The sequence below is a fragment of the Streptomyces sp. NPDC046876 genome, from assembly GCF_040645035.1.
Taxonomy (GTDB): Bacteria; Actinomycetota; Actinomycetes; order Streptomycetales; family Streptomycetaceae; genus Streptomyces.
Genome location: NZ_JBEYXK010000058.1, coordinates 21,060 through 43,945 on the forward strand (window position 1 = coordinate 21,060; position 22,886 = coordinate 43,945).

The following is a 22,886-nucleotide window of genomic DNA, read 5'->3' on the forward strand; positions in this document are numbered from 1 at the left end:
CCGCGGCCGGTGGGTACGGCTGCGACGATCGAACCGCGGAGAGGGGCTGAAGGCATGACGACTGACGCCGCGCAGGGACAGACACCGGCCCCGGACGACCTGCGGGCGGCTGCCAAGGGCTGGCAGGGGATCCAACTGGCCGTTCTCGGCTTCATCGGCCTGTGCGGGGTGCTCAAGGGCAGCGGACCGACCGGCGTCCCGCGCGGCATTCAGGTGGTGGCCGGGCTGCTGGCGCTGAGTGCCCTGGCCGTTGCCTGCTGCGCCATCTTCCTCGTCGGCCACGCCGCCTGGCCCCTCTACCGGACCGGGGCTCGCGCGGCTGACCCGCGCCGCATCGGTCGTAGCCTGCGCAGGGGCATCGTCCTCACCTTCACGGCCGTGGCGCTGATCACCCTGTCGGCGTCCGCTGCCTGGTGGCCCGCGCAGGCCGCCAGCCCTCCGGCACGGAGCCTCGTCCGCGTGGACACCGAGGCGGAGACGGTCTGCGGGCCGCTGAGCAAGAGCGACTACGGGTACGTGGCCCTCCGGGCGGACGACCGCACCGTCAGGGTGGCGCTCAGTGAGATCAGGGCCTTGCAGCCCGTGCCGTCCTGTGGTTGACACGGAGGCTCCGGGCCGAACCCTGCGCTGTGGGAAGTGACTGTCCAGTAGCCGGAGCTCTCCCCCTGGTCGCAGCGGTGCGCCCTACGCCGAGACCAGCGCGCGCTGGTCCGAGGCAGTCATTGCCCGCTGCGGATCTTGTCGAGCTCCTTCTCGAAGGCTTTCGTCTCCGCGATCAGCCGGTCGTGTGCGTTCCCCTGCGTCTTGTCACCCTCGTCCTTGAACGCCCTGCTGAAGTGCGGCTTCAGTTGGGTCCACCAGCCGTAGTCCAGCATCGCCCATGCCTGCGGGCACAACGGGGCGCGGGTTTTGGGCAAGTAACCGGCGTCGACCAAGGGTTCGCGGTACTTGTTCCGGTCGCTCCCTTCGAGGTGGCAAAGGAAGTTGAAGACCCGTTGCTGGGTGACCGGGTGGTCGCTCGAGAACCCCTCCAGCGTCAGCTTGCCCTCCCTGCGGGCGAGCTCGTCGAAGAGGAGGGCGGCTGCCAGCGACGGTCCCGGGCCGACCTCGTTGACGGTGTGGAACGACGCGAACCCGTCGGCGGCGTCCTCTTCGAGGCCGAGGTTGGGAAGGGCCAGCTGACGCTGCAGGGCGTGGCCCATTTCGTGGCCGAGGATGAACTGGGTCGACAGGGCCGTCAGATCGTCGACGTTGTACTGGGCCTCGGGAAACAGGGCGGGGCGCTTGACCGTCTTGACCACGTTGCCGAGGGCGCCCTTGAGCTGGACCAGGAACGCCGGGGGCACATAGATCGTCCTGCCGTCGGGCTGTGTGACCGCATCCGTAACCCCCGGCGGGACCTTGTCCGTGACCTTCACGGTCAGGTCATGGGGAAGGACCACCGTCTTGTTCACCCAGTCGGCGGTCTGTTCGAGGACGCGAGACTTCCGGATCGCGGCCACCGCCTGCCGGTGCTCCGGACTCATCGCCGCGTCGTCCTCGTAGACGACCGTCACCTGGCCGTTCGCGGCAGCCGCGTTGCCGTTGCCGCCACAGGAGACGATCGCGAGGCCGGTGACGAGCAGCGCCCCCGCCAGAGCGGTCCTCAACCCGGCCGGGTGTCTGCTGCTGCTCAGCACTCTGGTCAGCTCTTTTCTTCGATCAAAGGGATCGGGAGCCACATAGCGGCGCCGGAGGCAGGACTCGAAGCGGACACGCGGATTATGGTCGACCGGCCCCCGGTCCACAATGATCTGTTTGCGGCGATTTGCGTTCTGTCGATGGGTCCGTCGGGTCCGCCGTCGGTCGGTCAGTCTTCGAGGTGCAACCCGAGCCATTCGGCGATGCCGTCGACGCCGGCGTCGGTGAGGTGGACCACGCGCGGGCTCACCCCGTAGCGGAGCCAGTCGAGTCGGAAAAGCCGTGCGGTGATGGCCGCGCCCACTCCCCCGGCCAGGTGGTGTTGCTGTTCGCTCCAGTCCACGCAGTACCGGACGAGCGGTCGGCGCCCGGGCAGGGCGGCGACGTCGACGCCGAAGCGGCCCAGCGCTTCGCGGCCGGCCGCTGTGAGCCGGTAGTCGCGGTCGCGTCCGTAGCCGGAAGCCCGGTCGCGCACCGCCTCCTCCTGGCGGTGGATGCCGTCGTGTCCGGTGAGGATGCCGCGGTCGAGCAGTGCGCCCATCAACGCAACACCGAGCCGGCCCGCCAGGTGGTCGTAGCACGTACGGGACCGGCGCAGCGCGTTCGCGTGGCCGCTCTCGCGCAGGGTCGTGATGGGGAGCGGGGGCGCGATCACGGCGAGGGCTTCCAGCGCCAGGCTGACCTCGGGCCCGGCCAGTCGGTGGTACCGGCTGCGCCCGACGCTTTCCACCGTGATCAGACCGGCCTCGACCAGCTTGGCCAGGTGGACGCTTGCCGTCGGAGCGCCCACTCCCGCCTCCGCGGCGAGCATCGTGGCCGACAGGGCGCGGCCGTCGCCGAGCGCCTTCAGGATGCGTGCGCGGGAGGGGTCGGCGATCAGGGCGGCGGCGCGGGCGATGTCGGGCTGATGGTTCAGCCGGTCGGCGTGGGGCTTGCCCGCGAGGGGTGCGGGCATCGGCGTCGGCATGGGCTCCATGCTATGTGCGCCATGCTTCGCCGGCCGACGAAGTGTTCGGCGTCGAGACTGACGGCATGGGTTCCACCGACTTCTCCGCCACACCCGTCTCCGGTGCATCGGACCTTCTGGTCCGGCCGGGCGATGAGGCAGTCCCTGCGAAGCGGCCGGGGTTGCCGCTGCCGCCGCTCATCGCGCTGAGTCTCGGCTACTTCCTCGTCATGCTCGACGTCACCGTCGTCAACGTGGCGGCGCCGAGCATCCAGAGCTCGCTCGGTGCCGGACCGTCCGGCCTGCAATGGGTCGTCGACGGATACAGCACCTTCTTCGCGGGGCTGCTGCTCCTGGGGGGCGGGCTCGGCGACCGCTTCGGGCACCGGCCCCTGTATCTCCTCGGACTGGCCGTGTTCACCGCGGCCTCGGCCGGCTGCGCCCTGGCTCCGGTGGCCGGCGTGCTGATCGGTGGCCGGCTCGCGCAGGGGGCCGGGGCGGCCTTCCTCGTCCCGGCCTCCTTCGCGCTGCTGCAGGCGGCGTATCCGGATCGCGCCCAACGCGCCCGGGCAGTGGGCATCTGGGGGCTGATCTCGGCCGTGGCGTTCGGCGCCGGGCCGGCGGTCGGCGGCCTGCTCGTGTCCGGTCTGGACTGGAGGTGGGTGTTCTGGGTGAACCTGCCCGTGGCGGCGCTCGCCGCGGTGATGACGCTGCGCCACGTACGGGTGGCGGCCGCCCGAAAGCAGCAGGCAGGCCGGATGGACCCGGCGGGCCAGGTGCTCGGCGTGCTGGGGCTCGTCGGGGTGGCCGGCGCGCTCAACGAGGCGGGTTCGGCCGGCTGGACGTCGCCCCGGGTGGTCGCCGCCTTCGCGGTGGGAGTGGTGGCGCTGGGCGCCTTCGTCGCGGTGGAACGGCACTTGGAGAAGGGGCTCGCCGTACGGCCGTCGCACGGCGGGTGCAGGAAGCCGTTGCTGCCGCTTTCCTTGGTCCGCGACCGCCGGCTCGCCACTACGAACGCCGTCGGCCTGCTGCTCAGCCTCGGGTATTACGGGATGCTGTTCGTCGCCACGCTGTACTTCCAGCAGGAGCGCGGCTTCAGCGCGCTGGAGACCGGACTGGCCCTGCTGCCCTCCGTCTGCATGGGTTTCCTCGCGGCGCCGCTGTCGAGCCGCATCACGGCCCGGACCGGGCCGTACGTCCCGATGGCCGGAGCGCTGCTGCTGGGTGTGGCCGGCTTCCTGGGCTGGCTCGCCGCCGGGCCGCAGACCCCGTACGCCGTACTGCTCTTCGCCCTCATGGCGACGGGCCTGGCGACGCCGGTGACCGTGGTGGCGGCAACCGTGGCGATCATGGATGCCGCTCCTGCGGAGGGCGCGGGCGTGGCCTCGGCCGTGTTCAACGTGTCGCGCCAGGCCGGCAACGCGATCGGCGTGGCCCTGTTCGGCACGCTCGTCGGCGACACGGGCCGGCTCCCCGGGCTCCACGTCTCCGCCCTCATCGCGGCGGGCGCCTTCCTGCTCGGGTCCGCTCTCGCCGGCGTCATGGTGCGGCGGGTGGGCAGGGGTGGGGCAGCACGGTGATCCCGCACCCCCGCGGGAGGCTCCCACTGCCGCCCCCGGACGCCAACCGCGTCAGCGTCCGGGGCGACTTCCTGTCCGGCCCTCGTCTTCGCGCCGCACGAGCTGCCGAGCAGCGTGATCGGCCGGACAGGCCCCCAAAGGGTCAAGCGGGGCGCGGGATGTACGCCAGGCCGTGCGCGCCGGGTTCGCCGAGCTTGGCGATGTCCAGCTGGGCCAGGCGCTCCAGCGTTTCCAGGTCGACGATGTCGACGGTGGAGGAGACGACGCAGGACACGTAGCCGAGTCGGCCGTCCGGAGAGGAGGTGATGGTCAGCGGGAAGAGGCCGACCTCGACCTCACCCAGCTGCTTGCGGGTGTCGGCGCTGAACACGGTGAGCCGGCCCGGTGCGTGGCGTCCGAGTTGCGCCCCCGGCTCAGCCGTCATGCGCAACTCGCCCGCGAGCAGCTTGCCCGTCGACGTCAGGTGCACCGGCAGGATGACGTTCTCCGTCGGCAGGGTGTCGACGACGGACGCCGTCCGGGAGTCGATGACGCGCAGACCGGTGGCCGGCCGGCCCTCGGCGCCGGCGGAGAAGTTGCCGTACGGCGCCGCGACGAAGGCGTGCGTGCCGTCGGCGGAGACGGCGAGTCCCTCACTGCCCGGGACCTCGACCTTCGCCGTGAGGATGCCCCGTTCGAGGTCCACGACGGACACGAACGGCGCTTCCTTGTTGGTGGCGTAACCCGTGCGCCCCGCCGGATCGATCGCGAACCAGTGCGGGCCGGGCGCGTCCGTGTCGATCCTGCCCAGGGGCCGGCGGGTCCCCGTGTCGATCACCACGACACCGCCGGGCCGGTCCTGTGCGCCTTCCACGCTGACGTAGAGCCGCCCGCGCGCCGTGTCCAACGCCAGCCCGTGCGGCCCGTGTTCCGGGGCGAGGTCGACGACCTCGACGATGCGGCGGCTGTCGGGATCGATGACGGCCAGCTCGGTGCGCCGGCCGCCGTTCGCGTGGTAGTAGCCCGAGTGGTACGTCAGCGTGCACCACAGCAGTCGCTGCGTCGGGTCGTAGCACAGCTCGTGCGGCTCGGCGGGGACCTGCACGTCGCCGAGGTGCCGGTCGGAGGCGGCGTCGAAGAACGAGACCGTGGGTCCGCTCTGACTGACGACGGCGAGTACGTCGCCTTCTCGACCTGTACGGGGGGACTGCTGCACAGCGGCTCCTTCAACGGGTGAAGCGGGAATGCCGCGCGTCTTCTTCGCGGGCGTCTCCACTCTCCGATGCCGGCGGGTGCGGCAGCAATGCAAAGATTGGCACTCAATCATTGCCGCAAGCGTAAGAATGCAGTTCAGGAGAGTCACATCAATGGATCTCAACCTGCTCCGCGTCCTGGACGCCCTGCTCCAGGAGAACAGCGTGACCCGCGCCGCGGAGCGCCTGGGCACCTCGCCCGCAGCGGTCAGCCGCACCCTGGCCCGGCTGCGCCGTACCGTCGGCGACCCCCTGCTGGTCCGGGCCGGCCAGGGCCTGGTCCCGACCCCGCGCGCCGTGGAACTCCGCGACGAGGTCGGCGCGTTGCTGCGCAGCTGCGACAACGTGCTGCGGCCGGGCGCCGGGTTCGACGCCGCTCATCTGCAGCGCACCTTCACGGTGCAGGCCACCGACCTGCTCCTCGTGGGCGTGGCCGGGAGCCTGACCGAGCGGATCCAAGCGGAGGCCCCGCAGGTGGACGTCGTCTTCCTGCCGGAGGCGCTGGAGGGCGGTCCGGGGCTGCGGCAGGGCTGGGTGGACGTCGAACTGGGCGTCCTCGGCCACTTGGACCCGGAGATCCGGACCCGGCCGCTCACCCGGATGCCGCTGGTCGGCATCGCCCGCAGCGGGCATCCCCTCTTCGACGGGCCGATCGACGCCCGTCGTTTCGCCGCGGCCGACCACATCGGCATCTCCCGGCTCGGCAAGCGCCTCGGGCCCATCGACAGCGCCCTCGCGGAACTCGGACTGCGCCGCCGGACCGCGGTCGTCGTACCCAGCCACACGAGCGCGATGATGCTCGCCCGGGACACCGACCTCGTCGCGCTCAGCCTGGCCGACTGGCTCCCCGACACCGTCTCGGCCATGGGACTGCGGACGTTCCCCGTCCCGCTAGAGCTGGAACCCCTGGAGCTCGGGATGGCCTGGCACCCCCGCAACTCGGCGGATCCCGGGCACCGCTGGTTCCGCGACCACCTTGCGGCCGCGGTCCTGGCCCCGGCCGGGCCGGGGCCGGCAGCCGCTCGTGCTCTCGGCTGACCGCGCCCTGCCCGACCGGTGGCCGGCTCCCCTTACGCCGCCGTGTGCGGCACCCAGACGGCGGCGTGGAAGGGGCCGTTCGCGTTGGTCGGGTCGGCGGGCGGAAGCGCTGCCCTGCCTGCGACGACGCCGTTGCGGTTGGCCTGCGTCGCGGAGGAGTTGCGGCCGCCGAGGGAGGCCAGGTAGGTGAAGTCGCCGTTGTCGGCGCGGGCGACGAAGGCGAAGGAGTTGGGGGCGAAGTTGCTGCCGACCACCACGTTGCCGGTGATCTGCTTGACCTCGGTGACGCCGCGCCCGGAGCCGATCACGGCACTCGTGTGCGTCGTCAGGTCGAACGAGCTGGCCAGCAGGCCGTCGCCGCCGACCACCGTGTTCCCGCTGATCAGCTGCGCGGTCAGGAAGTGGGCTCCCAGGTCCGTGCGGGTGCCGGTGCGCAGGTCGTAGGCGTATCCGGTGAGGCGGTTGTCGGCCGTTCGGGACTGGCCGACCACGGTTGAACCGCTGATGTCGTTGGCGGTGCTGGAGCTTCCGCCGAGGGTGCCGAGGTCGGTCATCGTCCGGGTGCGCAGGTTGTACGCGAACCCGTGCGTCGTGGCGGCAGGCGTGTCCGGCAGGGAGGAGCTGCCCACGACGGTCGCACCGCTGACGGCCGCCGCGGCGCTGCGGCCCGACGGGCCTGCGAGGCTGCCGAGATCGGTCATGGTGCGGGTGCGCAGGCTGTACGCGAACGCGTGGGTGACCGTGTCGCCGGACAGCGAGGACGTCCCCACGACGGTGTCACCGCCGATGCCGGTGATCTTGGTGCTGCTGCCGCCGAGAGTGCCGATGTCGACGAGGCGGCGGGTCCGGAGGTTGTAGGCGAATCCATGAGCGGGGCCGTCGGTGGAGAGGTGGGACTCCCCGACGACGTAGTCCCCCTCCACGTCGGTCGCCCGGCTGGAGCCCCCCAACGTGCCGAGGTCGGTCATGGTGTGCCTGCGCAGGTCGTACGCGAAGGCGTGTTCGGCGGCGTCGCCGCTCGTCAGCGAGCTCCCGACGACGGTGTTGCCGTCGATGGCGGTCGCCTCGCTGCGGGTACCGCCCAGGGTGCCGAGGTCCTGCACGGTGTACTGCACGGACCCGGCCGCCGACTCGGCCGACGGCGTGTCGGCCCCGTACGCCGGACCGGCGCCGACGGCGAGCAGGCCCGCGCCCGCCAGAATCCAGACACGTAAACGTATGTGCATGATCCCCCCTGAAACGATCGGTCGAAACGAGCGCGGTTCGGCAGGCAGAGCCCTGTGCCGTCCCCCGGAACGGGCCCACCTGATGCTGCACAGCCCTCACTTGTACATCAGTGCGGAACGGTCAGACAGTGGGCGGTCGGCCACCTGCCGGGTGCGCACCCGGCCGGCCGTCCACGGTGCCGGAGGACCCCAGACGAGCGCCACGGCCGGCCGGGCACACCCATGCTCCCGAGCCGGCCCCCGCACCACCGGGTCAGCAACGGAACGGATCGTTTCGCCCTCACCCGAACGGAACAACGACGACCGAAGGTGCGGTGTGCGCAGGTCTTTCTCAGGTCGAGCGCCCCGAGGCCGGGTCGCGGCGGGAGCGGCGGGTGTACGGCCGGCTCCGCTGGAGGAGGCGGTGGGCGGCGGCGCCCAGGGCGGCCCCGACGAGTGGCGCCGCCAGGTAGATCCACAGGGCGGCGGTGGATCCGGACACCAGTGCCGGACCGAACTGGCGGGCAGGGTTCGCGGCGCCGCCGCTGTAGGGGCCCAGAAGGGCCACGATCGCCCAGACGAGCATCCCGAGGGCACAGGGCAGCCACCGGTCGTGGACCGGGTGCGCGAGGAAGAACCCGATCAGCAGGGTGACCACGAGCAGGCTGCCGCCTTCGGCGGCGAAGACGGCCCAGCCGTTCCACGACGGCGCCGCGGCCACCGCCGCGTAGTTGACCCGGGCAACCGCCGGCCCCCAGGCCAGGCGGGCCAGGGCCGTCCCGGCGACCGACCCGCCCAGCTGGGCGGCGGCGTACACCGCCACGCCCCGGCCGGGGAAGGCCCTCAGCAGCCACAGCGCGAACGTGACCGCGGGATTCATGTGCGCTCCCGAACGCCGTCCCCACGGGGAGCGGATCAGTCCGAAGACGAGGGCCCCGGCCACGGCACCCACCAGGGTCAGACCCAGGTTGAGGTGGGCGGTCGCAAGGGGGGAGGTGGGGTCGAGCACCCAGCGTACGGCCGTGACCACGCTGAACATCAGCGTCGCGGTCAGGGCGAACTCGTACAGGGGGTGGCCGCGGAATTCGGCCGGGGCGGCCTGCACCGGCGCGGGACCCGGGCCCGTATCCAAGTCCGCGTCCGTGTTCGTATCCACGTTCGTTTCCACGTTCGTGTCCGCGTTTGTGTCCGCGTTCGTGTCCGTTACGGGTTCACCGGCCGGCCCGTCACCCGTCTCGCCTGGGCCCATGCTTCCTCCCGCCAATCGGCTCGTCTTGCGCGCGCAGGTCTGCGCATGCTGCGCGTCGAGGAAGCGTGCGCCATTCCCCGCCCGGAAGTACGCGCACACGCCGGGCGGCGACGCCCGACCGGACGTATCCGCGGTTGTTCGAACTGGGCATGCCGTCGGGCCAGTCGGTCGACGGATGAATGCCTATCAGCACGCCCGCACCCCTATGACCCCCGCCTTCCACGACAGACCTCTTGGTCAGGTGGCGGTTTCCGGTTCTGGCGGTCGGTCAGGGTGAGCCGACCGGGCCCGTCGAACTGGGCGTTGGCAGGCTGCTCCTGGCCGCCTCCCTCTTCACACACCGCCAGCGAGCAGGTCACCGCTCTCCGCTATAAGCTGGGCTCATCGCCACTGACCCGGCGCGGAAGTGGGGTCGTTTACACACTCACGCCGCCGGGCAGTGCTCTGCTCAACGTCCAGCGCTGCCGGGCTCTGCCCGTCTCAGCCGGCTCCTCGAAGCCGTAGACAGCCCGGCGCCCGTTGACAGCGATGGCGCCAAGGGGCCCACAGAGAGCCCCTCTCAGCCGGCGCGGGGTTGCGCCTCCCGTGCGATTCGAAAAGATTATTCCGCATTACGGAACCCATGGCCTGTATTTTGGCCCAAAAAGTGCATTTTTCGCGTTTAATGCAATCTTTTGGCGGTTCTGCTTCGAATACAGGTTAGGGCAGGGGGAGGCGTAGGAGACCCAGGGAGTCGGTGATGACGGGAAAGCAAGTCAGCGCAGTATGCCCCCCGACCGAGGAGGCGTCGGACCTGGAGGGCGGGCCACCACACTCCCCCGCCGCCGTCGAGGAGGCCTTCGGCCGACTGCTCGCCGAAGTCACCCATGTGGACGCCGTGTCGGTGGACGCCGACTTCTTCGACGAGCTCGGGGCCGACTCCCTGGTCATGGCGCACTTCTGTGCACTGGTCAGGAAAGACGGCGAACTGCCGCCGGTGTCCATCAGGGACGTCTACCGGCACCGCACGATCAGCGCTCTGGTGACGGCCGTTGCGGAGGCAGCAGTTGCAGCGGATGCAGCAGATGACGCGCCCGCGGCCCCTGCCGCATCCTCCGCGCCCCTCGCGCGCGGCGGGCCCCACTACGTCGTCTGCGGCGCGCTCCAGCTCCTGGCCTTCCTCGTGTACTCCAGCGCCGTCGTCATCGCCGCCGCTCGCGGATACGCCTGGGTGGCCGCCGGCCGCGGCGCAGCCGAGGAGTACATACGCGCCGTCCTGATCGGCTCGGCCGGCTTCGCCTTCCTGTGCGTGTTCCCGGTGCTCGCGAAGTGGATCCTCGTCGGCAGGTGGAAGCCCCGCCGGCTCCACGTCTGGAGCCTGCCCTACCTCCGCTTCTGGACAGTCCGGGCACTCATACGCTCCAGCCCGCTCGTCCTCTTCATCGGATCGCCGCTGTACGTGCTCTACCTCAGGGCCCTGGGCGCGAAGATCGGCCGCGGTGTCACGATCTTCTCCCGGATCATGCCCGTCTGCACCGACCTGCTCGTCATCGGTGACGGGGCGGTGATCCGCAAGGACACGTACTTCCCCTGCTACCGCGCCCATGAGGGGCTGATCGAGACCGGCCCCGTGACCGTGGGCAAGGACGCGGTGGTCGGAGAGGCTTCCGTCCTCGACATCGGTACGTCGCTGGGCGACGGCGCCCAGCTCGGCCACGCCTCCGCGCTCCACAGCGGGCAGGCGATACCGGCCGGCGAGCACTGGCACGGATCCCCCGGGCAGCCCACCGACACGGACTTCCTCGCGGTCGGCCCGGCCCGGTGCGGTACCTTGCGACGGGCCTTGCACGGCGTCGCGCAGGTCCTCGTCGTCCTGCTGGTCTACCTCCCCCTCTCGGCCGCCGGAGCAGGCTTCGTCCTGGCCCACACGCCCCAGCTCGCCGCAACCGTGGCACCGGGCCCGGCAGCGCTCACGAGCTGGGCGTTCTACGCCGAAGCCCTGGCGGCCACTGCCCTGTGGTTCTTCGGGGGCCTGGCGCTCGCGCTCCTCGTGGTCACCACGGTGCCGCGCCTGCTGAACCGCGCCCTCACCCCGGACCGCGTCTACCCCCTGTACGGATTCCACTTCGGCGTGTACCGGGCGATCACGCTGATGACCAACAGGCGCTTCCTGACGAGGCTGTTCGGTGACAGCTCGGCGATCGTCCACTACCTGGGCGCCATCGGCTACCGCCTCTCCCCCGTCGAGCAGACCGGCTCGAACTTCGGCACGGAGGTCAGGCAGGAGACTCCGTACCTGGTGTCCGTCGGGAGCGGCACGGTGATCGCCGACGGGCTGTCGGTCAACAACGCCGACTTCTCCAGCACGTCCTTCCGGGTGTCCCAGGTCTCGATCGGCCCGCGCAACTTCCTCGGGAACCGGATCGCGTACCCCACCCGGGGCAGGACCGGCGACAACTGCCTGCTCGCGACCAAGGTCATGGTGCCGGTCGACGGGGAGATCCGGCAGGGCGTGGGGCTGCTGGGCTCGCCGAGCTTCGAGATCCCCCGGTCGGTCTTCAGGGACGGGGCGGTCGACTTCCCGGACGGCCCCGACGGCCGCCCGTACGGGGCCGCGGAGGCGCTTCGTCTCCTGCCCGCCAAGAACCGGCACAACGCGGGGACGATGGCCTTGTACCTGGCGGTGCGGTGGTTCCACTTCTTCGTGGTCACGCTGCTCTTCACGATGGCCGCCGAGGCATACGGCGTGGTCGGCCCGCTGGCCGTCGCCGCAGCCAACCTCTGCGTCGTGCTGTTCGGCACCGCGTACCTGGTCATCACCGAACGCGCGATCACGGCCCGGAACCCGACCGGCCCGCTGTTCTGCTCCATCTACGACCGGCGGTTCTGGGAACGGGAACGCTTCTGGAAGGTCCCGGCGGAGACGTACGTGCGCCTGTTCAACGGCACCCCTTTCAAGCCGCTGGTGTGGCGGCTGCTCGGGGTCCGCATCGGCCGCCGGGTCTTCGACGACGGCTGCTACCTGACCGAGCGGACGATGGTCTCCATCGGCGACGAAACCACGCTCAACGCCGGCAGCATCGTCCAGTGCCACTCGCAGGAGGACGGCGCCTTCAAGTCCGACCGCACCACCATCGGCGCCCGCTGCACGGTCGGGGTCGGCGCCCTCGTCCACTACGGGGTGACGGTCGGGGACGGCGCGGTCCTCGCGCCCGACTCGTTCCTCATGAAGGGCACGACCGTACCGCAGGGGGAGATCTGGGGAGGGAACCCGGCCCGGCACCTGAGCCGGACCGACACGGCCCCCCGGAGGTGGGAGTCATGACCGCGACAGTGCACACCGGCGTCCGGCCCTCGGAGCAGTCCCCGGACGTGTTCACCGCACTACCGCAATGGACCCTGACACCGGTGCCGGGAACGGCGGAGTACCGGATCGCGCTGCCCGACCCGCTCGCCACGGCCCTGCACCGACTTGCGGACGCGTGCGGAACACCCTTCACGACGGTGGTGCTGGCGGCCCATTTCAAGGTCCTCAGTGCACTGTCCGGTGAGGACGGGATCACCGGCGGACACCTTGCCGGAGCCGACGGCACCGCGCTCCCCTGCCCCCTGACGACCGAACCCGGCTCGTGGCGCGAGCTCGTACGGGACGTGCACCAGGTGGCGACCGCGCACCGGGGCCCCACGCCCCCCACGCCGGCGCCCCTGCCCGACATCGTGTTCGACCCGCACGGTGACGCCCGCACCGACCCCGGCACGCCGCTGCGGGTGACGCTGACCCGGCAGGGCGACCGGCACCTGCTGGAGCTGCGCTATCGGACGGACCTCATCGACGCGGACTGCGCCGCCAGGATCGCCGGCTACCACCTCACCGCGCTGCAGCTGCTCGCAGCCGCCCCGGACGCGGCTCCCGGCCCCCAGAGCCTGCTGAGCGCCGCGGAACTCCGCCACCAACTCGAAGAACTCGCCGGGCCCACCCGGGAGCTGCCCGACCTGCGGGCCCACCAGGTCTTCGAACAGCAGGTGCGCGCACACCCCGAGCGGATCGCCGCCGTCCACGGCGACCGGCAGTGGACCTACGCCGAGCTCAACGCCCGCGCCAACCGGCTGGCCCACGCCCTCCTGGCGCACGGGCTGCGACGCGAGGACGTGGTGGCCGTGGTGAGCGAGCGCAACCTCGGCTGGCTCGCCGCCGTCCTCGCCGTCTTCAAGGCCGGCGGGACCTACCTGCCCGTCGAACCGCACTTCCCGGCCGACCGCATCGCCACCATGCTCACCCGGGCCGGATGCCGCTTCGTCCTGGCCGAGACCGGCAGCGCCGCCGGCCTCGACCGGGCGCTGGAGACCCTGCCCGAGACCGTGGTCCTCGGCCTGGAAGGCGCGCACGACGACGTGCACTCCCCGGCCGACGCCTACGGCACGCACGACCCCGGGCTGGAGATCCCGCCGCACTCGCTGGCCTACATCTTCTTCACGTCCGGATCGACCGGGCAGCCCAAGGGGGCGATGTGCGAGCACGCCGGACTCCTCAACCACCTGTACGCAAAGATCGACGACCTGGGCATCGGCGAGACGGACACCGTGGCCCAGACCGCACCCCAGTGCTTCGACATCTCCCTGTGGCAGCTGCTCTCGGCACTGCTCACCGGGGGCCGCACCCTGATCGTGGCCCAGGACGACGTGCTGGACGCCGGACGCTTCCTCGACACCGTCGCGGGCGGCCGGGTCAGTGTGCTGCAGGTGGTGCCCTCGTACCTCGAGACGCTCCTCTCCCTCCTGGAACGGACCCCGTGGTCCCTCCCGGCCCTGCGGTGTCTTTCCGTCACGGGCGAGGCGGTCAAGAGGCAGCTCGTCGAGCGCTGGTTCGCGGTCGAGCCGGGAATCAGGCTCGTCAACGCGTACGGCCTCACCGAGACCTCGGACGACACCAACCACGAGGTCATGGACCGGGTGCCCGACGGCCCGCGAGTCCCCCTCGGCCGGCCGGTCAACAACGTGCGCCTGTACGTCGTGGACCGGTACCTCAATCCGGTGCCGCTGGGTGCGCCGGGCGAGATCGTGCTGTCCGGAATCTGTGTGGGCCGCGGGTACGTCAACGACCCCGAGCGCACGCGGCTCGCCTTCGGAGCGGACCCGTACCGCCCGGGCAGCCGCCTCTACCGCAGCGGGGACTACGGCCGCTGGCTGCCGGACGGCAAGGTCGAGTACCTCGGCCGCCGGGACACCCAGGTCAAGGTCCACGGCTTCCGCATCGAGATCGCGGAGATCGACAACGCCCTGCTGCGCGTACCGGGAATCCGGGACGCCGCCGTGGTCGCCGCCGGGCAGCCCGGGGACGGCCGCTACCTCGCAGCGTTCTACACCGCTGACGCGCCCCTGGAGACCTCCGCACTGCAGGACGCCCTGCGCGGCATGCTGCCCGCGTACATGATCCCGTCGGTCTTCCACCGGCTCACGGCCCTGCCCCTGACTGCCAACGGCAAGATCGACACGAAGGCCCTGACCGCACTCACCGAGCCGGCCTCGGGCGTAGCCGCACTGCGCGACGCGGCCGGTGACCGCCGAGAGCCACCCGCGACGCCCGCCGAGCGGCGTGTCGCCGCGGCGTGGTCCGCAGCCCTCGGACTGCCCGACGAGCAGATCGGACGGCAGGATCGTTTCTTCGACTTGGGCGGCACCTCACTGACCGCCCTCCGGGTCGCGGTCGCCCTCGACCGGGCGATCACGTACAGGGACATCACCGAACACCCGGTCCTCGCCGACCTCGCGCGACTGGTCGACGGGCGTCCCCCGGACATGGTGTCCGACCCCGAACCGGCGGCGACGGCCGGTCACCCGTCCGCCGCCGAGACAGACAGGAGTCACCGATGACCTCTGCACCATCCGCATCCGCCGCGTCCTCCGCGGCTCCGGCGCCTTCGGCGCCCCCGGCCTCGTCCGCTCCCCCGTCCGATGCCGGCCCGCAGGACCCCGACGGTCCCGCGGACAGCCTCGTGCTCCTCCACGTCCCGGACACGGCCGACGCCGCCACCTGGCTGCAGGAGCAGCGCCACGCTCTGCGCGCCACGGTCCTCGACCACGGCGCGGTCCTGGTCCGAGGCCTCGGCATCAAGGACCCCGCGGACGTGGGCCGCGCCCTGCGACAGCTCGGTGCCGCCCCGGTGACCGAGACGGAGGCCTTCGCCGCCCGCCAGACCCACGGGGAGGGCGTCTACTCCTCCGCCGCGTGGCCGCCGAACCAGCCGATGTGCATGCACCACGAACTGAGCTACACCACCGAGTTCCCCTCCCTGCTGCTCTTCGGCTGCCTCACACCGCCCACCACGGGCGGGGCCACCACCGTGGCGGACGCCGCCGCCGTACTCGACGCCCTTCCGGCCGAGGTCACCGAACCGTTCCTGCGCGAGGGGTGGCTCCTGACCCGCACGTACGGCAACGACATCGGCGCCTCCCTGACCGAGGCGTTCGGCACCGACGACCGCGGCGCCATCGAGCAGCACTGCCGGACCCACGCCATCGCGTACGAGTGGCTCCCGGACGGCACACTGCGCACCCGGCAGCGCCGCAGCGCCGTGCTGCGGCACCCGGAGACCGGCCGCCGCTGCTGGTTCAACCAGATCGCGTTCCTCAACGAATGGACGCTGGACCCCGACATCCGTGACTTCCTCATCGACGCGTACGGAGCCGAGGGCCTGCCCTTCAACACCCACTACGGAAACGGCGCCCCGCTCGACCGGGACACCGTCCAGCTGATCAACGAGGTCTACGAGGCGCACACGGTCCGCCGCCCCTGGGAGGCGGGCGACCTGATGCTGGTCGACAACCTCCGCACCGCCCACGCCCGAGAGGCCTTCCAGGGCCCGCGCCAGGTGGTGGTCGCGATGGCCGACCCGCGGCGCGCCGCCGACTGCGACCCGACCATCGAGGTGACCCTCCCATGACTGCCGAACGACAGGTGCCGCCCTTCGCCGTGATTCCGGGCGCGCAGGTCCAACGCGCACTGGACGGGAACGAGAAGCACATCGTGTCCCTCGTCGAGGAGGCGTACCGCCTCCACGGAGCGGGCCGCTGCGTGATCCCGCCCTCGCTGTTCCTCCGCTTCCCGGACCGCCCCTCCTCACGCATGATCGCGCTGCCCGCCTCGCTCGGAGGAGCGAACCGGGTCGACGGGCTGAAGTGGATCTCCAGCTTCCCGGAGAACACCGAGGCCGGCCTGCCCCGGGCGTCGGCGGTGCTGATCCTCAACGACCCCGTGACCGGCTACCCCTTCGCGTGCCTCGAAAGCTCCATCATCAGCGCCACGAGGACGGCGGCTTCGGCGGTCCTGGCCGCTGACTGGCTCAGCCGCGGCCGCGGCAGCCGGCCGACACGCATCGGGTTCTTCGGGGCGGGGCTGATCGCCCGCTACATCCACGGGTTCCTGACCGCCACGGGCTGGAACTTCGAGGCCATCGGCGTGCACGATCTGTCCCCCCGCAACGCGGCCTCCTTCCGTACCTACCTGGAGCAGTCGGGCTCCACCGGGCTCATCGCGGTCCACGACAGCCCGCAGGAGCTGATCCGCGTGAGCGACCTGGTGGTCTTCGCGACCATCGCCGGCGAGCCGCACGTCGAGGACCCGGCCTGGTTCGACCACTGCCCCCTGGTGCTCCACATCTCGCTGAGGGACCTCGCCCCCGAAGTCCTCCTCTCCGCCACCAACATCGTCGACGACGTCGACCACAGCCTGCGCGCCGGGACCTCCGCGAACCTGACCGAGCAGCTCACCGGGAACCACCGGTTCCTGCACGGGACCCTGGACGACGTCATGTCCGGTCGCGTGCAGGTGCCGCCGGACCGGCCCGTGGTGTTCTCGCCCTTCGGCCTCGGGATCCTGGACCTGGCCGTCGGCAAGTACGTCTACGACGGGGTCGCCGCAGCGGGGGAGCTGCAGACCGTCGACGGCTTCTACCACGAGGTGACCCGCTACGGATGAACCGGATCCCTTCAGCCCTCCCCCGCACGTACCACCCGAAGGACAGGCCAAGAGGAGGCCGACGTGCCCGTCATTTCCGCTCCGTATGCCTTCAACGAGGAAGACCTCTACGTTGACCTCCGACCCGTTCTCGGCTGTCGGCTGTTCCTGAAGTGCGAAGGGTTCAACTTCGCCGGCTCCGTCAAACTCAAGGCGGCGGCCGCCATGGTGGAAGCAGCCGAGCAGGAGGGCGTCCTGACCCCGCGGTCCGCCCTGGTCGAGTCCTCCTCGGGGAACCTCGGCGTCGCCCTCAGCGTGATCGCGGCGAGCAAGGGCTACAAGTTCCTGTGCGTGACGGACTCCCGGTGCAACCTGGCGACCAGGCTGATCATGGAGGCCCTGGGCAGCCAGGTCCACGTCATCAACGATCCGGAGCCCCACGGCACCTACCTGGCCGCGCGCCTGGACTACGTGCGCGAGCTGTGCGCGTCCGACAGCCGCTGGGTCTGGCTCAGCCAGTACACCAACCCGGCCAACTGGCGTGCGCACTACCGCAGTACGGCGCCCGCGATCGCCCGGCGGTTCCCGAAGCTGGACGTCCTGTTCGTCGGCGCGGGGACCACGGGGACCCTGATGGGGTGCGCCCGCTACTTCAGGCACTGGCACAGACCGGTGCACATCGTCGCGGTGGACAGCGTCGGGTCGGTGACGTTCGGCGGCCCGTCCGGCCGCCGTATGATCCCCGGCCTGGGCATGGGAGTCCGCCCGCCCCTGCTCGACGAGTCCTACGTCGACGAGGCGGTCATGGTGGAGGAAGCCGACACCATACGCAGCTGCCGCCAACTCGCCCGTCGGGGCTTCCTGTTCGGAGGCTCGACGGGAACGGTGGTCAGCGGCGCCGCGCAGTGGCTGGCCCGGCACGACGACCCCTCCGTCACGGCGGTCGCCATCGCGCCCGACCTCGGCGAGCGCTACCTCGACACGGTCTACCAGGACAACTGGGTCCAGGCCCTGTACGACAACACCCCCGCCCCGACGCGCCGGACCGCATGACCGCACGACCGCACGACCGCGGCGGGACGGTCGCCGTCCCGCCGACGGGCCCGGGGACCGCTGTGTGGTCAGCGGCCGCCGGGGGCTTGGCCGGGCCGGGTCTGCGGGGAGGCACGGACGCGGCCGTGGGCTGTGCCTGCGACGGGACGACGGAGGGGTGCCGTGTCGGCGGCCCGCAGACGGTACCCACCGGGGTGAGACAAGGGGGGTACCGCCTACGGTCGCCAGCCGCGACGGTCGCCGGTCTGGCGAGACGTACCACCGTCAACCGGGCGTCTGTCCCCGATCGCCTCCCCCAAACTCCCTTTGCGGCAACGGATTTCAGCCGAGGTCCGGGGACGGAGTCGGTTGTCGCCTCTCCCGACCGCACACGCGTGCTAGCTTCCCGTTGAGATCACGGAGACCCGGGGGGACGGATCATGCAGGCGGGCACGCACGGGCCAACGCACCGGCACACGCGGAGGCGAGCGCACCTCGCGGTCACCCTCATCGCGCTGGCTGCCCTCTCCGCGACGGCGTGCAGCAGCGGTAACGGGAAGGGCGCCGCGCCGGCCCCTGCCCCCGAGGCGCCGCAGAAGACGGCCCCGGCCCCCGCTACGGCCACGGCATCCGCCCAGTCGGCGTCCAGTCCCACGCCCGGCCACTCCCCCGCTTCCACCGAAGCTCCCGCCGCACCGCGCGACGTGAAGGTGCGGACGCCCGCCGACTTCTGCGCGGACCGGGGGAAACTGCTCGAACCAGCAGTCCGCACCGTCATCAGCATTGCCGGCGTGGAGGAGAAGAAGCAGGGCGAGTTCAACGTCCTGGGCGCCACCGAGCCGGAACTCAAGTGCGGCCCCGGCGTCGACAATGACGGGTATTTCGAGGCCAACCTCCCCCTCGGCCCGTACTATCTCGCCGCCGACGCCAAGATCCGCCTGCTGACCTACGACGAGAAGGCGCAGCGCATGGGGCTGGCCGAGCCGGCCTCGGTCGCGACGTTGCGGGAGGTGGTCAAGGCGTGCAAGAGCGGAGAACAGCCGAGCAAGCCGTACACCTGCGGGGGCAACCTCTTCCACGCGACGGTGGACAAGAACGGCGTGATCACGGATCTCACCGCGGTGTTCCAGTCGTGATCCGCTGGATCCGTCGCCGCCGTACTCAGGCGAAGAGCTGCGCGCCCCGCTACGACCGGACCGGTCAGGTGCGGCGGGCGTGGAAGAGGCCCCAGCGGAGCAGTTGCCGACGGGTGACGTCCGTCCACAGGGGCAGGTTGGCCAGCAGGTCGTCGAGGTAGGCCGTGCTGATGGTGCCCCGCAGCTCGTCGGCGCGGTGGCGTACCTCTTCCTCGAGGCGTGCGTAGTGGGTGGCGAGGTGGGGGGTGAGGTCCGCGAAGTCGGTCTTCATGCCCAGGCCGGACAGGTGCTCCAGGTAGAACGACGGGGTTGCCAGGGTCTCCACGCCCAGCCGGGACAGCGCGGGCCGCAGGGCCTCGGCGGGGGTCGTCTCGGCAGCCATGATGTCCGAGAAGACCAGGGCACCGCCCGGTTTGAGGACACGTACCGCTTCGCCCAAGGCTCGGCCACGGTCGGTCACGTGGCACAGGACTTCCAGCGACCACACGACGTCGAAGCGCTCCGCCGCGTAGGGCAGGTGGTTGAGGGAGCCGGTCTCGACCTCGATCAGGTGATCCAGCCCCCGGCGGGCGTTGGCGGCCCGGTGGCGCCGGTTGTGGGCCTCGCTGAGGTCCAGGGCCACCACGCGGCAGCCGAAGCGCTCGGCGAGCGCGCGGGCCGAGCCGCCGTAGCCCGAACCGAGGTCGAGCACCGTGGCCTCCGGGCCCAGCAGGTCCGCGACCCGGTCCGCGGCGTGCTCCACCGTGCGGTGCGAGGCCTCTGCGATCGGCTCCTGTGCGTGGGCGTACACGCCGACGTGGATGTCTTCGCCGCCCCAGACAGCGTCGTAGAAGGCGTCGACGTCACCGGTCTCGTAGTAGCGGCGGGTGGAGTCGTCATGGCGCTGCGCGGCGCCTGCGGCGGCCTTGGCGTTATCGGTCATGGCGAGTGGATTCCCCACAACGGCGAGGCCGATTCATCCCATCTGTGCACCGAACACCATCGGGCCGGAACACGCGGGGGCGGTGGCCGTCAGTAGGAGTGGTCGACCGTGACGTCGGCCGACATCCGCAGCGCCGCTTCGGCCGGCGCCCCGCGCAGCGCCAGCAGGGTGAGGGTGAGGGCGTCGACCACGGTCAGGTGGGCCAGCCGGCTGGCGACGGTTTCGAGTCCGAACACCAGGTCCTGGCCGCCCGCGACCAGCGTGCAGTCGCTGGACTCGCTGAGCGGCGAGCGGGCGTAGCTCGTGAGGGCGACGACCTTGGCTCCGGCCCGCCGCGCACCCCGGGGCGGCGTCCACCGTGCTGCGCGTGGCGCCCGTATGGCTGATGGCCAGGCAGACTCCGGCCGGTGTCAGCTGCGAGGCGGCCAGCTGCGCGGTCAGAGGGTCGGCCGGCGCGTCGACCGCGCAGCCCAGTGCGCGCAGCCGGTAGGCGGTGTCCAGCGCGACCGCGCCGGACAGTCCCGCGCCGACCACCAGCACCTGGGGTGCCGCGTCGATCAGTCCGGCCGCCGTGCGCAGCCGCTCCGGCGTCACCGTCGCCGCCACCGCGTCCAGCGCCTCCCGGGCGGCGCGGACCGTGTCAGCCAGGGCGCGGGCGGCCGGGTCCCGGTCCCGGGAGGGCTCCTGTGCCGGTGCCTGCCGGGCGGCGGCGATCTTCAGCTCCTGGTACCCGCGGAACCCCAGCCGCTGGCAGGCCCGTACGACGGAGGACGGCGCGGTGCCGGCCAGCGCCGCGACGTCGCTGACGCTGAGGTGCACCAACTCCGCACCCTTGTCCAGGACGACCTGGGCCACCCGTGCCTCGGTGTCGCGCAGCTCGGACAGGTGGGCCCGGATGTGGGCGGCGAGCCCCGCCCCGCCCCGCTGCGGAATCGGTGCTGCACGCCGTCTGGAACAGCCTCACGCACGGCCTGCGCGACAAACTGGCCGGCTTCACCCTCATCAGCCTCGCCTCCGCCGGCTGCGGAGCCGTCCTCGTCTGCCTCGCCCCGCTGCCCGATCCGGCGGCCTGGCCGTACATCGCCGCCTCCGCCGCGCTGCAGGTCGCATACCAACTCCTGCTGCTGCGCGCCTACCAGCTCGGCGACTTCGGCCAGATGTACCCCACCGCCCGGGGCACCTCACCCCTCGTGGTGGCCTTGGTCTCCACCACGCTCCTCGGGCACGCCCTGGCGGCCGGACAGGCGCTGGGCATCGCGGTGGTCGCCTGCGGCCTGGCCGGTCTCGCCCTCGCCGACGGAATCCCCGGCCGGGCCCAACTGCCCGCACTGGCCGCCGCGCTCGGCACCGGCGTGACGATCGCCTCCTACACCCTGGTCGACGGCACCGGCGTCCGCGTCTCCGGCAGCGTCTTCGGCTACATCGCCTGGCTCTTCCTCTGCCGGGGACTCGTCCTCCCACTCATCGCCTGGGCCCGCCGGGGCACCGCCCTGCTCACCGCGCTGCGGCCGCTGTGCGGACGCGGCCTGGCCGGCGGACTGCTCTCGCTGCTGGCGTACGGGCTCGTCGTCTGGGCGCAGTCTCGCGGCGACCTCCCCACCATCGCCGCACTTCGGGAGACCAGCATCGTCTTCGGCGCCCTGATCGGCGCGGTCGTGTTCCGCGAACGCCTCGGCCACCGCCGCATCACCGCCAGCATCACCGTGCTGGCGGGCATCGCGGGGCTCCAGCTGGCGGGCGGCTCCTGAGGGCGGCGGGCCCGGCTCGGTGGGCGGCGTGGAGGCGTACCGGGCAGCCCGGTATGGTCCGGCGCCGGATCCGGGCGGGCCCCTCACCTCAGGGACCGGTCACGACCTTCCGCAGCGCGTACGACTTCCCGGAACCCGGGTGGCCGACGTGCTGGAGGAGCCGCGGCTCCCGGTCGGTGCCGCCGACGCTCCACGCCTGCCAGGAACACCCGGCGACGCGGATGCGGACTTCCTGGGTCCAGACGTCCCTCCCCGGCTCGTACGACCAGGTGCCGGAGCCCGAGCACCGCCGCGACGGGCCACTGGGGTGGTCGTCCCGGGCGTGCTCACCCACGCCGGAGGCCGTGACCCGGCCGTCCGAGGTGAACACCAGCGTTCCGCTTGTGTGGTCAATCCAGGTGCCGGGCATGGTCGCCGCACCGATCGCCGGCGGCTCGTAGGCGGGCAGCAGGCCGGCGGTGAGTCCGAGTGCGCCGAAGAGGCCCGTTCCCGCCACCACCGCTGCGCCCCACAGGGCCACGTGCCGGACCAGCCCCGGGCGCCGGAGCCGGGCGACCAGGCCGCCCAGCGAGAGGGCGGCTGTGGCCACCGCCCAGAAGATGACCACGGGCCGCGCTTCCACCCGGTTGTACGCGGCGGAGGCCAGGATCGGTGGTGCCACCAGGACCGCCACCACCGGCGGCACCCACCACCACGCCTCACGGCCGCCGATCCGGCGGCCGATCAAGTCTGCCAACGCCACCGCCGGCAGCACGAAGACCAAGGACAGCAGGAACGCGATGACGCCGACGATCACACCGAACGAGAGCAAACCCGCCAGCAGAGCGGTGTGGTCGACCGGGGTTTCCGGCGGCGGCTGCGTCCGGACGTACAGGAGGACCACCACGACGGCGAGCGCGACCTCCAGGCAACCCACCAGCGCCGAAACAAGCAGCATCCGGCCGTACGACCTCTTCTGATGCACGGCCAACCCCCTCGTGGCACGGCGAAACGCACGCGTCGGCCAGATCGGCGGCGCGGATCCATTCTGCCCGACGGACTGAACGCGTTCAATAAATTCTGCCTGCGTCCTGGACGCCGGCCGGGAACCCCGCTTGCCTTCGGCGCAAGGCCGAAGGCCCCGGGGCCGGCCTGGGGAGGCCGGCCACCGGGGCCTTCGGTATCGCTGTTCGGCTCAGCGGGTGC

General features: G+C 71.7%; 18 protein-coding genes and 1 pseudogene. 10 read left to right on the plus strand and 9 right to left on the minus strand.

From position 1 onward, the window contains the following. The first annotated feature begins 54 nt into the window (after positions 1-54). Positions 55-600 (plus strand): hypothetical protein, encoded by a 546-nt coding sequence (locus ABZ924_RS25605; protein WP_361914145.1) that lies wholly within the window; start codon positions 55-57, stop codon positions 598-600. A 119-nt stretch (positions 601-719) separates the two neighbouring features. On the opposite strand, the gene ABZ924_RS25610 is transcribed toward ABZ924_RS25605, so the two are convergent. Together ABZ924_RS25610 and ABZ924_RS25615 are read right to left on the minus strand one after the other, a co-directional pair. Beyond that, the gene (locus tag ABZ924_RS25610; protein ID WP_361914148.1) at positions 720-1,649 is read right to left on the minus strand and encodes a DUF4344 domain-containing metallopeptidase; all 930 of its coding nucleotides are present in this window, start codon (positions 1,647-1,649) and stop codon (positions 720-722) included. Positions 1,650-1,849: 200 nt separating this feature from the next. Then, positions 1,850-2,647, minus strand: coding sequence for a helix-turn-helix transcriptional regulator (locus tag ABZ924_RS25615; RefSeq protein WP_361914151.1), 798 nt, complete (start codon positions 2,645-2,647; stop codon positions 1,850-1,852). Between the two features lie 65 nt (positions 2,648-2,712). Here ABZ924_RS25615 and ABZ924_RS25620 point away from each other — a divergent pair, with 65 nt between their 5' ends. Further along, positions 2,713-4,206 (plus strand): MFS transporter, encoded by a 1,494-nt coding sequence (locus ABZ924_RS25620; RefSeq protein WP_361914154.1) that lies wholly within the window; start codon positions 2,713-2,715, stop codon positions 4,204-4,206. 142 nt (positions 4,207-4,348) lie between these two features. Here ABZ924_RS25620 and ABZ924_RS25625 read toward each other — a convergent pair whose 3' ends face one another. After that, complete coding sequence (locus tag ABZ924_RS25625) at positions 4,349-5,401, minus strand: YncE family protein (RefSeq protein WP_361914156.1); 1,053 nt, start codon at positions 5,399-5,401, stop codon at positions 4,349-4,351. A gap of 151 nt (positions 5,402-5,552) precedes the next feature. On the opposite strand from ABZ924_RS25625, the gene ABZ924_RS25630 reads away from it, so the two are divergent. Next, a complete protein-coding gene (locus tag ABZ924_RS25630) occupies positions 5,553-6,476 on the plus strand; it encodes a LysR family transcriptional regulator (protein WP_361914158.1) in 924 nt (307 codons plus the stop codon). Between the two features lie 32 nt (positions 6,477-6,508). On the opposite strand, the gene ABZ924_RS25635 is transcribed toward ABZ924_RS25630, so the two are convergent. Together ABZ924_RS25635 and ABZ924_RS25640 are read right to left on the minus strand one after the other, a co-directional pair. Further along, positions 6,509-7,702, minus strand: coding sequence for a hypothetical protein (locus ABZ924_RS25635; RefSeq protein WP_361914161.1), 1,194 nt, complete (start codon positions 7,700-7,702; stop codon positions 6,509-6,511). Positions 7,703-8,033: 331 nt separating this feature from the next. Next, positions 8,034-8,837: an aquaporin gene (locus ABZ924_RS25640; protein WP_361914163.1), complete on the minus strand. Its 804-nt coding sequence runs from the start codon at positions 8,835-8,837 to the stop codon at positions 8,034-8,036. Between the two features lie 832 nt (positions 8,838-9,669). On the opposite strand from ABZ924_RS25640, the gene ABZ924_RS25645 reads away from it, so the two are divergent. From ABZ924_RS25645 to ABZ924_RS25670, 6 genes are all read left to right on the plus strand, one after another. Then, positions 9,670-12,234 (plus strand): Pls/PosA family non-ribosomal peptide synthetase, encoded by a 2,565-nt coding sequence (locus tag ABZ924_RS25645; protein ID WP_361914165.1) that lies wholly within the window; start codon positions 9,670-9,672, stop codon positions 12,232-12,234. Continuing rightward, on the plus strand, positions 12,231-14,780 hold the full coding sequence (locus ABZ924_RS25650) for an amino acid adenylation domain-containing protein (protein WP_361914168.1): 2,550 nt from the start codon (positions 12,231-12,233) through the stop codon (positions 14,778-14,780). The genes ABZ924_RS25645 and ABZ924_RS25650 overlap by 4 nt, the downstream gene beginning before the upstream one ends. Next, on the plus strand, positions 14,777-15,850 hold the full coding sequence (locus tag ABZ924_RS25655) for a TauD/TfdA family dioxygenase (protein WP_361914171.1): 1,074 nt from the start codon (positions 14,777-14,779) through the stop codon (positions 15,848-15,850). The genes ABZ924_RS25650 and ABZ924_RS25655 overlap by 4 nt, the downstream gene beginning before the upstream one ends. Continuing rightward, entirely contained in the window at positions 15,847-16,884 is a 1,038-nt protein-coding gene (gene sbnB, locus ABZ924_RS25660; RefSeq protein WP_361914174.1) for a 2,3-diaminopropionate biosynthesis protein SbnB, read from the plus strand. Before ABZ924_RS25655 ends, sbnB begins: the two co-directional genes overlap by 4 nt. A 63-nt stretch (positions 16,885-16,947) precedes the next feature. Then, entirely contained in the window at positions 16,948-17,916 is a 969-nt protein-coding gene (gene sbnA, locus ABZ924_RS25665) for a 2,3-diaminopropionate biosynthesis protein SbnA (RefSeq protein ID WP_361914177.1), read from the plus strand. A gap of 683 nt (positions 17,917-18,599) precedes the next feature. Further along, entirely contained in the window at positions 18,600-19,031 is a 432-nt protein-coding gene (locus tag ABZ924_RS25670; protein WP_361914180.1) for a hypothetical protein, read from the plus strand. Between the two features lie 64 nt (positions 19,032-19,095). On the opposite strand, the gene ABZ924_RS25675 is transcribed toward ABZ924_RS25670, so the two are convergent. From ABZ924_RS25675 to ABZ924_RS25685, 3 genes and pseudogenes are all read right to left on the minus strand, one after another. Then, positions 19,096-19,953, minus strand: a complete 858-nt coding sequence (locus ABZ924_RS25675; protein ID WP_361914183.1) for a class I SAM-dependent methyltransferase — start codon at positions 19,951-19,953, stop codon at positions 19,096-19,098. A gap of 89 nt (positions 19,954-20,042) precedes the next feature. After that, positions 20,043-20,189, minus strand: coding sequence for a hypothetical protein (locus tag ABZ924_RS25680; RefSeq protein ID WP_361914209.1), 147 nt, complete (start codon positions 20,187-20,189; stop codon positions 20,043-20,045). 166 nt (positions 20,190-20,355) lie between these two features. Next, positions 20,356-20,808: pseudogene (locus ABZ924_RS25685) on the minus strand (MurR/RpiR family transcriptional regulator); the annotation flags it as partial. An 80-nt stretch (positions 20,809-20,888) separates the two neighbouring features. On the opposite strand from ABZ924_RS25685, the gene ABZ924_RS25690 reads away from it, so the two are divergent. Further along, positions 20,889-21,701 (plus strand): DMT family transporter, encoded by an 813-nt coding sequence (locus ABZ924_RS25690; RefSeq protein ID WP_361914186.1) that lies wholly within the window; start codon positions 20,889-20,891, stop codon positions 21,699-21,701. Positions 21,702-21,789: 88 nt separating this feature from the next. Here the strand turns inward: ABZ924_RS25690 and ABZ924_RS25695 are convergent, their stop codons facing one another. Further along, positions 21,790-22,665: a hypothetical protein gene (locus tag ABZ924_RS25695; RefSeq protein ID WP_361914189.1), complete on the minus strand. Its 876-nt coding sequence runs from the start codon at positions 22,663-22,665 to the stop codon at positions 21,790-21,792. Positions 22,666-22,886 lie beyond the last annotated feature (221 nt).

Coding starts and splice junctions, on each gene's coding strand:
- ABZ924_RS25615 (WP_361914151.1), bottom strand. CDS start 2,647: ATGCCGACGCCGATGCCCGCACCCCTCGCGGGCAAGCCCCACGCCGAC.
- ABZ924_RS25635 (WP_361914161.1), bottom strand. CDS start 7,702: ATGCACATACGTTTACGTGTCTGGATTCTGGCGGGCGCGGGCCTGCTC.
- sbnB (WP_361914174.1), top strand. CDS start 15,847: ATGACTGCCGAACGACAGGTGCCGCCCTTCGCCGTGATTCCGGGCGCG.
- ABZ924_RS25620 (WP_361914154.1), top strand. CDS start 2,713: ATGGGTTCCACCGACTTCTCCGCCACACCCGTCTCCGGTGCATCGGAC.
- ABZ924_RS25645 (WP_361914165.1), top strand. CDS start 9,670: ATGACGGGAAAGCAAGTCAGCGCAGTATGCCCCCCGACCGAGGAGGCG.
- ABZ924_RS25650 (WP_361914168.1), top strand. CDS start 12,231: ATGACCGCGACAGTGCACACCGGCGTCCGGCCCTCGGAGCAGTCCCCG.
- ABZ924_RS25675 (WP_361914183.1), bottom strand. CDS start 19,953: ATGACCGATAACGCCAAGGCCGCCGCAGGCGCCGCGCAGCGCCATGAC.
- ABZ924_RS25655 (WP_361914171.1), top strand. CDS start 14,777: ATGACCTCTGCACCATCCGCATCCGCCGCGTCCTCCGCGGCTCCGGCG.
- ABZ924_RS25630 (WP_361914158.1), top strand. CDS start 5,553: ATGGATCTCAACCTGCTCCGCGTCCTGGACGCCCTGCTCCAGGAGAAC.
- ABZ924_RS25605 (WP_361914145.1), top strand. CDS start 55: ATGACGACTGACGCCGCGCAGGGACAGACACCGGCCCCGGACGACCTG.